The organism is Planococcus sp. RAB007_Raresut (assembly GCF_057369535.1).
The window spans coordinates 231,362-243,885 of the sequence record NZ_JBXYIF010000003.1 but is presented as its reverse complement, the minus strand read 5'-3'; the positions used below and the strand labels follow the sequence as shown (position 1 = coordinate 243,885).

General features: G+C 46.2%; 10 protein-coding genes, 1 other RNA gene and 1 other annotated feature. Of the genes, 3 read left to right on the top strand and 8 right to left on the bottom strand.

What is annotated here, in order from left to right:
- Window positions 1–11: 11 nt before the first annotated feature.
- Complete coding sequence (gene cymR, locus AC2Q9J_RS07785) at window positions 12–428, bottom strand: cysteine metabolism transcriptional regulator CymR (protein WP_101803745.1); 417 nt, start codon at window positions 426–428, stop codon at window positions 12–14.
- A 132-nt stretch (window positions 429–560) separates the two neighbouring features.
- Here cymR and AC2Q9J_RS07780 point away from each other — a divergent pair, with 132 nt between their 5' ends.
- Window positions 561–1,850 (top strand): replication-associated recombination protein A, encoded by a 1,290-nt coding sequence (locus AC2Q9J_RS07780; protein WP_499038705.1) that lies wholly within the window; start codon window positions 561–563, stop codon window positions 1,848–1,850.
- A gap of 298 nt (window positions 1,851–2,148) precedes the next feature.
- Here the strand turns inward: AC2Q9J_RS07780 and AC2Q9J_RS07775 are convergent, their stop codons facing one another.
- The 4 genes from AC2Q9J_RS07775 to hisS form a co-directional block, all read right to left on the bottom strand.
- On the bottom strand, window positions 2,149–2,913 hold the full coding sequence (locus AC2Q9J_RS07775) for a tRNA threonylcarbamoyladenosine dehydratase (RefSeq protein ID WP_499038703.1): 765 nt from the start codon (window positions 2,911–2,913) through the stop codon (window positions 2,149–2,151).
- A gap of 99 nt (window positions 2,914–3,012) precedes the next feature.
- A non-coding RNA gene (gene ssrS, locus AC2Q9J_RS07770) (6S RNA) lies at window positions 3,013–3,196 on the bottom strand.
- A gap of 45 nt (window positions 3,197–3,241) precedes the next feature.
- Window positions 3,242–5,026 (bottom strand): aspartate--tRNA ligase, encoded by a 1,785-nt coding sequence (gene aspS / locus AC2Q9J_RS07765; protein ID WP_499038701.1) that lies wholly within the window; start codon window positions 5,024–5,026, stop codon window positions 3,242–3,244.
- Window positions 5,027–5,301: 275 nt separating this feature from the next.
- A complete protein-coding gene (gene hisS, locus AC2Q9J_RS07760; protein WP_499038699.1) occupies window positions 5,302–6,576 on the bottom strand; it encodes a histidine--tRNA ligase in 1,275 nt (424 codons plus the stop codon).
- Between the two features lie 52 nt (window positions 6,577–6,628).
- Window positions 6,629–6,884 (bottom strand) — a binding site (T-box leader).
- A 113-nt stretch (window positions 6,885–6,997) separates the two neighbouring features.
- On the opposite strand from hisS, the gene AC2Q9J_RS07755 reads away from it, so the two are divergent.
- A complete protein-coding gene (locus tag AC2Q9J_RS07755; protein WP_499038697.1) occupies window positions 6,998–8,536 on the top strand; it encodes an N-acetylmuramoyl-L-alanine amidase family protein in 1,539 nt (512 codons plus the stop codon).
- Between the two features lie 69 nt (window positions 8,537–8,605).
- Window positions 8,606–8,779, top strand: coding sequence for a hypothetical protein (locus AC2Q9J_RS07750; RefSeq protein ID WP_499038695.1), 174 nt, complete (start codon window positions 8,606–8,608; stop codon window positions 8,777–8,779).
- On the opposite strand, the gene AC2Q9J_RS07745 is transcribed toward AC2Q9J_RS07750, so the two are convergent.
- The 3 genes from AC2Q9J_RS07745 to AC2Q9J_RS07735 form a co-directional block, all read right to left on the bottom strand.
- On the bottom strand, window positions 8,776–9,588 hold the full coding sequence (locus tag AC2Q9J_RS07745; protein WP_499038693.1) for a hypothetical protein: 813 nt from the start codon (window positions 9,586–9,588) through the stop codon (window positions 8,776–8,778). The genes AC2Q9J_RS07750 and AC2Q9J_RS07745 overlap by 4 nt on opposite strands.
- Before the next feature lie 184 nt (window positions 9,589–9,772).
- On the bottom strand, window positions 9,773–10,213 hold the full coding sequence (gene dtd / locus AC2Q9J_RS07740; protein WP_499038691.1) for a D-aminoacyl-tRNA deacylase: 441 nt from the start codon (window positions 10,211–10,213) through the stop codon (window positions 9,773–9,775).
- A gap of 9 nt (window positions 10,214–10,222) precedes the next feature.
- Window positions 10,223–12,415: a RelA/SpoT family protein gene (locus AC2Q9J_RS07735; RefSeq protein ID WP_499038688.1), complete on the bottom strand. Its 2,193-nt coding sequence runs from the start codon at window positions 12,413–12,415 to the stop codon at window positions 10,223–10,225.
- Between the last annotated feature and the right edge of the window lie 109 nt (window positions 12,416–12,524).

Here is a 12,524-nt window from a genome sequence, read left to right as displayed (position 1 = left end):
TCTAAACTCCTCTATATATAAAACATATAATTTTCTGTTGTTGATTCCTGCTGGTTTGCCAGGTCTTCGATTGTTGTTGTATCCAGGACATTTTTGACGGCATCCCGGATGCGGATCCATAGTTCACGCTGTGGCTGCGCCTCGTCTTCGATTCCTTCGACCGGCTGGATCGGCCCTTCCAGAACACGGATGACGTCTCCCGCTGATATTTCTTTCGGATGGCGCGACAGCATGTAGCCGCCGTAAGCCCCTCTCACACTTTTCACCAACCCGGCATTGCGGAGCGGCGCAACCAATTGCTCCAAATAGGCTTCGGACAAATCGTGCTCAGCCGCAATTTTACGCAGCGGCAGCGGCCCTTCGCCATATTCTTTGCCAAGTGCGATGATTATCGTCAAGCCGTAGCGGCCTTTTGTTGAAATTTTCATAAATACACCTCTGAGTCAGATTCCATTATTCTTCAAAATAGTATAGCATAAATCACGCCTATGGACTTGCAATGACTTTTGAAAGCTGTCGCGATATACTAATGGAACAGATGTACGGAAGGAGTTTTTTCATTGCAGAACGAACCATTGGCTTTCCGCATGCGGCCGCGCACCATCGATGAAGTGGTGGGACAGCAGGATGTCATCGGACCGCATACGGCTTTATACAAAATGATCCAAAACGGCCACGTGCCGTCCATGCTGCTGTACGGCGAGCCGGGAATTGGCAAAACCTCGATCGCCCACGCCATCGCAGGCACTTCGAACCTGCCGTTCATCGCATTGAATGCGACAACCTCAGGCAAGAAAGATGTTGAAGACGTTGTCCGTGAAGCACGTGTCACGGGAAAAGTTCTCCTATTCCTTGATGAAATCCATCGATTCAATAAACTCCAGCAGGACGCATTATTGCCGCATGTTGAAAGCGGCTCGATCGTCTTGATCGGCGCCACCACGGAAAATCCGTTCCACGACGTCAATCCGGCAATCCGTTCACGCTGCGGAGAAATAAAACAATTGAAACGGCTGACCCATGAAGACATCGTCCATTTGCTCGAATCGGCTTTGAAAGATCCGAAGCGCGGACTCGGACGGGAAGAAATCGAAATTTCTTCTGCACAGGTCGAACGCATTGCTGAAGGAACCAACGGCGATGCCCGCAAAGCGTTGACGATGCTCGAGTCGATTGTCATCGCGTCCGATGAAAATGAAGGCAAATACATGATTGAAGACCAGATGATCGAGCAGATGATCAAGCGCGTCGGTGTGTTCGGCGACAAGAAAGGTTCGCATTTCTTCAATCTCCTGTCGGCTCTTCAAAAATCCGTGCGGGGCAGTGATATCAACGCAGCCATGTATTATCTGGCGCATCTTTTGGAAAACGGCGATTTGACCGCAGTCACCCGCCGCCTTCTGGTCATGGCTTATGAAGATATCGGTCTTGCGAACCCTTCTGTCGGACCGCATGTTCTTGCGGCTTGCCAGGCAGCTGACAGGTTAGGATTGCCTGAAGCGCGCATTCCGCTGGCACAGGCTGTTGCGGAAATGTGTCTGTCAGAGAAATCCAATTCCGCTTATAAAGCAATCGACGCGGCCACAGCGGCCATCAATAAAGGATTGACCGGTGATATCCCGATGCACCTCCGTGATACACATTATGCGGGCAGTGCCGAACTTGGCCACGGCGGCTATATTTATCCGCATGATACGCCGATCGGATCGTTCGGCGGCTGGGCTGATCAGGATTACTTGCCGAAAGAAGTGCAGAAAACGGAATTCTATAAACCGGTCATCGCCGGCGAAGAGAAAAAGTTTGCCGGCATCTATGAGAAATTGAAATCGTTCCGGAAGAATAAAAAATAATATGGTTATGGCTGGCCATTCCTTCGGGAGTGGCTTTTTTTGATTGTGGGATTCTGGGTTTTCCGGAGGATTGTCCACCTTTTTGATGTATTCATCATTTTAGAAGGGGGTTTTTGTTCCCGAAAAGCTTTTCGAGGGCTATGTTCAAATGGATATGCGCGGTTAGAATTTTTTTCGCGCGATTAAAAATCTTCATGCGCGATTAAAAAATTATATGCGCGTTAAGCGTTTCTAAAATGTCCAGCCCCTTTAAAAATCCACAAAAGAAACCGGCTCATCCGAAATGAGCCGGTCCATCTTAATTATTTCTTACACGGTTGATTGGGATCGATGAAGTAATGTCGTTCACTACCCAGCTGGCACAAATCAAGCCAACCGTTGATGGGGTGAATGCGTTGGATGATGGCGGCATTTTCGCTTTGCGAATTGCTGCATCCGGTTTCCCTACATTTCCGACTACGTCTTCCCGGACAATTATCGGGCTCTCATCCGAAAACACTACGGGAATCCCTTTACGGATACCAGCTTCACGCAATTTCTTGCGGATGATTTTTGCCAATGGATCGGTGTGTGTTTTCGAGATATCCGCAATCTTGAAGCGCGTTGGATCGGTTTTATTGGCAGCACCCATACTGGAAATGATTTTAACGCCTCGTTTATAGCATTCCTCCATCAGATGTACTTTATAAATCATCGTATCCGAAGCATCGATGACATAATCCGGGTTGTAACTGAAAAATTCTTCATATGTATCTTCCGTATAGAACATATGCAGATCGATGACTTCGCAGTCTTCGTTGATATCAGCGATGCGATTTTTCATGACGGTACTTTTTGATTGGCCGACTGTAGATAAATTGGCAACCAATTGCCGGTTTACGTTGGTGATGTCGACATTATCCTTGTCGACCAGGATGATGCGGCCAACGCCGCTTCTTGCACAGGCTTCAGCTGCGAATGAACCGACTCCGCCGACTCCAAGGATTGCTACTGTGGAGTTTCTCAACATTTCGATTCCTTCTTTGCCGACTGCCAATTCGTTTCGTGAAAATTGATGTAACATAGTTTTCCTGCCTCTCTAATGTTGATTAACCTAGTAGGAATTATACACAAATAAAAACCCTCCAGCAAATTGCTGAAGGGATGAATAACATTTTTAAGTGAGAATCCCGATCGTGCCGTCCTTGACTTGCATATCGTTTTTGAACCCGCTTCTAGCAGGTGGGTGACCTCTTCAGCGCTTATAACTTCCGGTTAAGGCATGTTAGCCACGTTGAAATTCGGTCTCCCGACGACAAAATGTTGGGTCAAAACTGAATTGCCTGTAACGTACACATCAGGATTCTCTACTAAGGTTATATTAGCACACGCTACAAAATTCTACAACCGTTTTACTCTAGCCCTTTTGAATTATTCTGAACATTCAGTAATAGGCTTAATTCATCAAGTTGATCTTTTGCAACCGGGCTTGGCGCGTTCGTTAAGAGATCACTTGCACTTGCTGTCTTCGGAAATGCAATCGTGTCACGAAGGTTAGTACGACCTGCAAGCAGCATGACCAAACGGTCCAAGCCAAAGGCAATTCCGCCATGTGGAGGCGTTCCGTACTCGAATGCTTCCATCAGGAAACCGAATTGAGCGCGTGCTTCTTCTTCTGAGAAACCAAGTACTTCGAACATTTTTTCCTGGATATCACGGCGGTAGATACGTGCTGATCCTCCGCCCAGCTCAAAACCGTTCAATACAAGGTCATATGCCTGGGCACGGACGTTCTGCGGTTCAGTGGACAATTTATCGATATCTTCTTCATACGGCATTGTGAACGGATGGTGTGCCGCGTAATAGCGTCCGTCTTTTTCATCATATTCGAATAGCGGCCAGTCAGTAATCCATAGGAATTTATAAACTGACTCGTCGATAAGCCCGAGTTCTTTGCCGAATTTCATCCGCAAAGCGCCAAGTGCGTCAGCTACAACCGCTTTTTTATCAGCTACGAATAAAAGAAGATCTCCAGCTTCAGCTCCGGCAGCTTCAATCAGCCCTTCAGCTGCTTCACCTTCAAAGAATTTTGCAATTGGCCCTTTAACGCCGTCATCTTCAACTTTCATCCAGGCAAGGCCTTTTGCTCCGTAACGCCCTGCAAATTCACCGAGTGCATCGATATCTTTACGTGAATAGTTGGCTGCCTGGCCTTTTACGTTGATCAATTTCACTTGGCCGCCGTTCTCAACTGCTCCGGCAAAAACTTTGAATGAAGAATCCTTCACCAATTCGGATACATTTATAAGCTCCATGCCAAAGCGTACATCGGGTTTATCAGAACCAAAACGCTCCATCGCTTCAGTATATTCCATACGTTCGAATTTCGGTTCGATATCGATGCCTTTGACTTCTTTCATCATCTGCACCATCAAGCGCTCGTTCATTTCCAGGATTTCTTCCATCGTCTGGAAACTCATTTCCATATCAATTTGAGTGAATTCCGGCTGGCGGTCAGCACGCAAATCTTCATCGCGGAAACAACGGGCAATCTGGTAATATTTATCGAAGCCAGAAACCATCAGCATCTGCTTGAACAATTGCGGTGACTGCGGCAAAGCATAGAATTCACCATCATGAACACGGCTTGGCACAAGATAATCACGCGCGCCTTCCGGAGTCGATTTCGTCAAAATCGGCGTTTCGACTTCCAGGAACCCTTCCTCATCAAGGAAACGGCGGATCGATTTTGTCACTTCTGAACGCATTTTGAAAGTCTCAAACATTTCCGGACGGCGGAGATCCAAATAACGGTATTTAAGTCTTAAATCTTCACTGACATCGGTGTTGTTTTCAATTGCGAAAGGCGGGTTTTTCGCTGCATTAATGATGCTGGCTGAATCCACTTGAATCTCGATTTTGCCCGTCTTCAATGCTGTATTGATCTGGCCGTCTGCACGTTCAACTACCAATCCTTCGATGTGGACAACGAACTCATTGCGCAATTTTTCACCGACTTCAACGGTTTCCATAGAAATTTCAGGATTAAAAACTGCTTGAACAATCCCTGAACGGTCACGGATATCAACAAATATCAAGCCGCCAAGGTCTCTCCGTTTCTGCACCCAGCCTTTAATGGAAACGCGCTGCCCGACAGCCGTTTCGTTCACTTCACCACAATAATGCGTTCTAGTCATAACTATTCCTCCAATTGTTTCTTCACATTTTTCTTCTATATAAAACTGATAAGCTTATAAAATCGATATTCCGCAAAACAGCTCGCTTTCCTTGGGGCTCGCGCTGAGCTAACTCGGACTCGGCACCCTTCGTCCGAGTGGATCTCAGCACTTCGCTCGAAACCCAGTTGGAAAGCCAACTGCGTTTCTGTTCCCTTGGGAGTCTTCGCTGTTTTACTTCATATCTTGACATACCTCATTAAGTTTAATAACTAAATAAATAAGTCTTATTAAGCTTACCTATTCTTCAAAATTACTCCCGCAATCGCTTCAAATTCCAATTCCTGCTGTTCACCGGTTGCCATGGCTTTCAAAGCCACTTTGCCGCTCTCGAGTTCTGTTTCACCGATGACAATGACGTAGGCCGCTCCTTTACGATCTGCCGATTTCATCTGTGCTTTGACTTTCCGTACGTTGAAATCCATATCGGCTGAAATGCCGTTTTCACGGAGGTCACGCACTACGGTGAACGCTTTTTTCTTTGTCGACTCATCCATCGCCACGACGTAGACTTCAAGGTCCGCAGACTGGCCGATTTCGACTTTCTCCATTTCCAACGCCAATAGGAGACGTTCGATACTCATCGCAAAACCGATTCCCGGTGATTCCGGTCCGCCTAAATCTTCGACAAGCCCATTATAGCGGCCGCCGCCGCAAAGCGTTGTGATTGCACCGAATCCTTCAGCATCACTCATGATTTCGAATGCCGTGTGGTTGTAATAATCCAATCCGCGAACCAAGTTCGGATCAACGACATACTCGATGCCAAGTGCTTCCAAATAAGATTTGACGCCGTCAAAATAAGCTTGGGATTCTTCATTCAAGTAATCGGCTAAAGACGGTGCAGTTGCCATCAATTCATGGTTGCGGTCCACTTTGCAATCAAGGATGCGCAGCGGATTCTTTGTCAAACGCGACTGGCAATCCCCGCAGAATTCATCGATTCTCGGTTCGAAGTGCTTGATCAGCGCTTCTTTGTGAGCGATGCGGCTTTCCGTATCCCCCAGCGAATTGATGACTAGGCGCAGCTGTTTCAAACCGACGGAACGATAAACTTCCATGGCCAGCGAAATGACTTCTGCGTCTATTGCAGGGTCTTTCGAGCCGATCGCTTCCACACCGAATTGAACGAACTGGCGTGTGCGTCCTGCCTGCGGACGTTCATAGCGGAACATCGGACCCATATAGGAAAGTTTGACCGGCTGATCCGGCAAACCGAAAAGTTTATTTTCAACATATGAACGCACGACTGATGCAGTTCCTTCCGGACGCAATGTCAATGAACGATCCCCGCGGTCCTGGAATGTATACATTTCCTTTTGGACGATATCCGTCGTATCACCGACGCCGCGCTGGAACAATTCAGTATGTTCAAAAACCGGAGTACGGATTTCTTTGTATTGGTAAAGTCTGCAAAGCTCATTGATTTTTTGTTCCACTTCCTGCCATTTGGCAGATTGTTCCGGCAGCACATCATAAGTGCCGCGCGGCAATTGAATATTCTTGCCCATGTCTTTCACTCCTCTTTTTTTCCATACAAAAAAGCTCCCGCCCCTTGCTTGCGCAAGGGACGAGAGCCTGTATTCAAGCTTCCGCGGTTCCACCCTAGTTGATGCGAAAATCTCGCACCCTCTCATTCCCGGATAACGGCCGGTTCCGTTTCCCCCTAATAAATGCGGTAAATGCATAACCTGCATCTTTCGAAGGAAAGCCTCTTAAGTGTTGTTCACCACACATCTCTGCAGGGAAGTTTGCAGCCTGGGACTTCCCCTCTCTTATCAGCTAATCATGCGGTTACTTTCTTCGTCATCGGCGTTCTAATTCATATAATAAGCTTAATCTTAAATTTTCCTATCCCCCTTGTCAACCTTTTTCACATTTCGTATGATTTATTTGCTAGAATAAATATACCGTCTTAAGGGGAGGTACTATATGAACCGTAAAACCACAATTGCATACATAATCCTGATTTTATTGATTTCCCAGGCATTGCCTTTCGCTGATAATTCCCCCGCGCTCGCCAATACTACAGGAATTGAAGTAACGGAATCATCCATAAATGTACGAAGCGGCCCTGGCTTAAGTTATCCTGTCATCGCTTCGATGAAAAAGGGAGATGCCGTAGATGAGATTTCAAGAAGCGGCGATTGGATCGAAGTCTCCATTTCCGGTGAAACGGGCTGGATCGCTTCATGGCTCACGAAAAGCTCTGAGCAGGCGGCAGCTGCCCAAGCCAGCAAAACGGCTGTATCTTCCGTAAACCGCTTGAATGTCCGGGCACAGCCAAATCTTTCCGCCTCAGTCCTGGCGCAGATGAACGCTGGAGAACAAGCGAATATCATCAACGATTCCGATGGCTGGGTTGAAGTCGAATTCCGTGGAAGCCGCGGATTTGTTTCGAAAGAATACATAAGCATCAACGACAATACGCAAGCGAATCCCGCACCAGCCGCTAGCGACGTTTCCTCCATCGAAATTGCGGTTGATGTGCTGAACGTGCGCAAGAAAGCGGATCTCAGTTCTTCAAAACAAGGAACTGTTAAAAAAGGTGAAATTTATCCCGTTATCGAACTTGCAGGCAATTGGGTAAAGATTCAACTGAACGGCGATAAAACCGGGTGGGTCTATTCATTCTATGGTCACCTTTCCAATGAGACTGTCGAGAAAAAAACCGACAGCAGCGTTGAAACCGTAACTGTACAAACTAACGGCACCAATATCCGGTCACAGGCTTCCACATCATCTGATGTTGTCGCCCGTGCAAACGCCGGCGAACAATTAGCCGTCCTCGCCAAGCAAGGAGATTGGTATCAAGTTCAACTGGACGGCGGCGCAACTGGTTTTATTGCCTCCTGGGTAGTTGCAGCAGGCGCGCAGGAAGTCAAAGCCGAAAAAGAAAAAGTCGAACACAAAAAAGGAACCTTGAACGGCCTTACGATAGTTCTTGATCCGGGACATGGCGGCAATGACGGCGGCACAGTCGGCGCCCGCAAAACCGAAGAAAAAGGGTTGACCCTGAAAACGGCGGAATTGCTAGCCCAGCACCTTCAAGCTGCTGGCGCGGAAGTGCATATGACCCGCCAGTCGGACGTCTATGTCGATCTTCGCAAACGCGTTGCTGAAGGCCATAACTCTGCGGCAGACGCTTTCATCAGCATCCATTATGATGCTACCGAAGACAGCACTGTCTCTGGTTTCACATCCTACTATATGCACGATTACCAAAAAGAACTCGCCAGTTATCTGAATGCCGGCCTCGGCAAAAAGCTGACCATCCGCGACCGCGGAGTGCAGCCGGGCAATTACCTGGTGCTCCGCGAAAACCGTCAAGCAGCCGTTCTTGTCGAACTTGGCTTCCTGAGCAATTACAATGAAGAACGCATCATTTCATCCGATCAGTTCCGCGAGCAGGCAGCACTTGGCTTGTATCAGGGGACCATCAATTATTTCGATGCACAATTGGAGAAATAGAAAAAAGCTGTCCATTGCGGGCAGCTTTTTCTTGTTTGTTGTGGAAGAGATAAAATCGGTGAGTTGATAATGGAAATATTATGCTATTTTTATTTTTTAGTTGCGCAATTTGAACTTTTTGTTGCGGTTATGGTGAAGTTTGTTGCGGTTATTCCCCATTTAGTTGCGGAAATCTCAAAATTAGTTGCGGTAGTGAATAAATTCTCTCAAAATGACACGCCAATAAATTTCTATCCAACTTAAGACACAAACATATTTTTATGTTCGTCTATAATCTTTATCGCCGAAATCATCGATTCATTACTCAATTGGTTTTTATTCGTGGATTTTAACAGGTTTTCCAAATAGGTACACAGTTTAATCTGTTGATTTTGAGCCTTCGTCTGCACTAGAGCTTCTGATAATGCGATTAAAGGTCTTTTGTTTACAGCAATCGTTTTACCGTTATTTTTCACGATATGCCAAGAGTTCGCTTTTTTGACAGCTTTTAAATTGATCTTTTTAATTTTCGGTTCCACTTTATGAATTACTTTTAAATCAACTTTTTTAATTCTCGTTTCTTCTTTCTTGATGTATTTTCTGCTCATGGAATGAGCATCCTGCAAGTAGTTCTTGTTTTCAGCATCCTCTTTGTAAAATACTTTGATCAACGGCCTTGCTTCATTGCTTTTTGAACAGTGGTAGATGGAGGATTTCGATTTTCTGGCGATCAAATCTTTGTAAAGGTCCCGCAAATACAGAAAATAGCTATTCGCCTCTTGTTTAATGAAGAATTCACTTCGATGAAATTCGACATGTCGATTAAATTGCAAGCTGCTGATAAGATATCTGCAATCCGAATAAATATTAATCACTTCATTTTTATGTATATCGTTTTCATTGATCATTTCCAGAGCCTTTTCAAAAGCAAAACCTTCAGCAATTTGTGGAGATGGATTGGTATGTTCAGCAGTGAAATGCCGCTTTTCAATAAAACCAAATTCATTTATCCAAACGATTCCTGCCCCTATGGTATTGTCTTTTGCTGAGCCGTCAATATAATACTCGATCACCGCAATCCCCACTTTCCTTCAATCCTTTTTATCTTTTACGAAAAAACTCCGCCTTGGTTTCTCTTTTAGAAAAATAAAATTTACCCAATGCCAAAAAAGCTGCAGCCCATCTCTTAAGCTGAATCTATATTCTATTGCATAAAAAAACAGCGACGCTGAACATTCAGCGTCGCCGTTCTAACTTCTATTTTGATTCCACAATCATCGTCACCGGTCCATCGTTCACCAGTTCGACATCCATCATGGCGCCGAATACGCCTTCCTCGACGCGCAGGCCTTCATTTCGCAGCACTTCATTGAAATAATTCCATAAAGGCTCCGCTTTTTCCGGCCGCGCGGCTTCTACAAAGCTCGGACGGCGTCCTTTCCGGATATCACCGTAAAGCGTGAATTGCGAGATGGACAGGATATCTCCGCCGTTTTCGAAAATCGAACGGTTCATCTTGCCATCTTCGTCTTCGAAGAGACGCATTTGTGCAATCTTACGTGCACAGTAATCAGCGTCTTTTTCTGTATCTTCATGCGTGATGCCGACGAGCAGCACATAACCGGATTCGATCGCTCCAGTGATGCTGCCCTCGACGGTCACAGATGCTCTTTTGCTTCGTTGAAGAATAACTCGCATAATTCCTCCTTAATTCGTGACACGTGTTACCGAATAAACATCCGGCAATTGCTTGATCCGCTCCACTACCCTGTTCAGGTGTGAAATATGCGGAATCATGATTGACAGGTTGATGGTCGCGATTTTGTTATTATCGGCACGGCCGCTGACGGCAACGATTGTCGTTTTCGTTTCGCTGACCATGTGCATCACTTCGTTGATCAACCCCGTGCGGTCATAGGCCTGCACTTCGATGTCGATTTGATAGGATTTGTTTTCAGGCGTCTCGCCGTTTTCCCATTCCACTGGAATGAGACGGTCGGTTTCATTGGCCTGGACATTCGGGCAGTCGGCACGGTGGACTGAAACGCCGCGGCCTTTGGTAATAAAACCGATGATGGCGTCACCCGGCACCGGGTTGCAGCATTTCGACAGACGGATCATCATGTTGTCGATGCCGCGGACGATTACACCGGATTCTGTCTGTTTCCGCGGTGTGTTCGATTTCATCTCGACCGTGATTTTCTCGAGTGCTTCTTCCTGCTCGCGTTTCTTGCGTTCTTTTTCTGCAAGGCGGTTGACGACTTGTTGAGCGGTGATGCCAGTGAAACCGACAGCTGCATACATATCATCTTCACCAGCGAAATTGAATTTCTCACAGACACGTTTGATGTTTTCATTAGTAAGAATGTCTTTCGGCACGAATTCCTGCGCTTTGATTTCGCGCTCGATCATTTCCTTGCCTTTTTGGACATTGTCTTCACGCAATTGCTTTTTGAAGAATTGCTTGATTTTATTTTTTGTTTGCGTTGACTTGGCGATTTTCAGCCAGTCGCGGCTTGGACCGAAGGATTGCTTGGACGTCAGGATCTCAACGATGTCCCCAGTATTTAATTGGGTATCCAGCGGCACCATTTTGCCGTTCACTTTAGCGCCGATGGTTTTATTGCCAATTTCGGAATGCACGCGGTAGGCAAAATCAATCGGACAGGAACCGGCAGGCATTTCAATAACATCGCCTTTTGGCGAGAATACATAGACCATATCGGAAAACAGGTCGAATTTAAGCGACTCCATAAATTCTTCGGCATTGTCGGATTCGTTCTGGAAATCAAGGATTTCTCGGAACCATGACAGACGCGAGTCGACGGAACTCAATGGCTTATCTGAAGTTTTGCCTTCTTTATAAGCCCAGTGAGCCGCCACCCCGTATTCAGCGATGCGGTGCATTTCTTCCGTACGGATCTGCACTTCAAGCGGATCGCCTTGCGGTCCGATCACTGTCGTATGAAGCGATTGGTAAAGATTCTGTTTCGGCATGGCGATATAATCTTTGAAGCGGCCCGGCATCGGCTTCCATGTGGAATGGATGATCCCAAGCACCGCGTAACAGTCTTTGATGCTTTCAACCGTAATGCGCACTGCCAATAAATCATAGATTTCGTTGAATTGCTTATTCTGAATGGCCATTTTTTTATAGATGCTGTAAATGTGTTTCGGGCGGCCGAAAAGATCCGCTTTTATATCCACTTCATCAAGCTGGACGCGGATTTCATTCATGACATTGTTCAGATACTCTTCCCGCTCCGTACGTTTTTTCTTCATCAGATTGACGATTCGGTAATATTGCTGTGGGTTAAGATAACGGAGAGCCGTGTCTTCGAGTTCCCATTTGATGGTATTGATACCCAAACGATGTGCAATCGGCGCGAAGATCTCAAGAGTTTCGTTGGCCTTTATACGCTGTTTCTCAACCGTCTGGTACTTCAATGTACGAAGATTATGCAGCCGGTCAGCGAGTTTGATCAGGATGACACGGATATCCTGGGCCATCGCCACAAACATCTTACGGTGATTTTCCGCCTGCTGCTCTTCTTTCGACATATATTTGATCTTGCTCAGTTTCGTTACGCCGTCCACCAGCAAAGCGACTTCTTCATCAAAATCACGGACGATGTCTTCCCGGCTGACTTCCGTATCTTCCACGACGTCATGCAAAAAGCCCGCTGCTACCGTAGCGGGGTCCATTTCCAATTCTGCGAGAATTCCGGCAACCTGTACCGGATGAACAATATAAGGTTCACCGGATTTGCGGAACTGTCCCATATGGGCATCATATGCCACTTGATATGCTCTTCGGATCATTTCAACATTTTCTTCATTCATATACGAAGCAACAGTATCAAATACATCATCAGCTGTCTTTACTTGGTCTTTCGCCATAATTGCCCACCTTGCTCCTCTTTTTTCGAAAAGTATATCTATATATTATAGAAAACATTAGGGCTAATTGTAAAGCTTGGTCAACTCAAGAAAGTTATAATCTCCCTAC

What these genes read in the sequence shown, in the direction of transcription:
- AC2Q9J_RS07750 (WP_499038695.1), top strand. Translation starts at nt 8,606, where the DNA reads ATGGAAATATTATGCTATTTTTATTTTTTAGTTGCGCAATTTGAACTT.
- dtd (WP_499038691.1), bottom strand. Translation starts at nt 10,213, where the DNA reads ATGCGAGTTATTCTTCAACGAAGCAAAAGAGCATCTGTGACCGTCGAG.
- AC2Q9J_RS07755 (WP_499038697.1), top strand. Translation starts at nt 6,998, where the DNA reads ATGAACCGTAAAACCACAATTGCATACATAATCCTGATTTTATTGATT.
- aspS (WP_499038701.1), bottom strand. Translation starts at nt 5,026, where the DNA reads ATGACTAGAACGCATTATTGTGGTGAAGTGAACGAAACGGCTGTCGGG.
- AC2Q9J_RS07735 (WP_499038688.1), bottom strand. Translation starts at nt 12,415, where the DNA reads ATGGCGAAAGACCAAGTAAAGACAGCTGATGATGTATTTGATACTGTT.
- hisS (WP_499038699.1), bottom strand. Translation starts at nt 6,576, where the DNA reads ATGGGCAAGAATATTCAATTGCCGCGCGGCACTTATGATGTGCTGCCG.
- AC2Q9J_RS07775 (WP_499038703.1), bottom strand. Translation starts at nt 2,913, where the DNA reads ATGTTACATCAATTTTCACGAAACGAATTGGCAGTCGGCAAAGAAGGA.
- cymR (WP_101803745.1), bottom strand. Translation starts at nt 428, where the DNA reads ATGAAAATTTCAACAAAAGGCCGCTACGGCTTGACGATAATCATCGCA.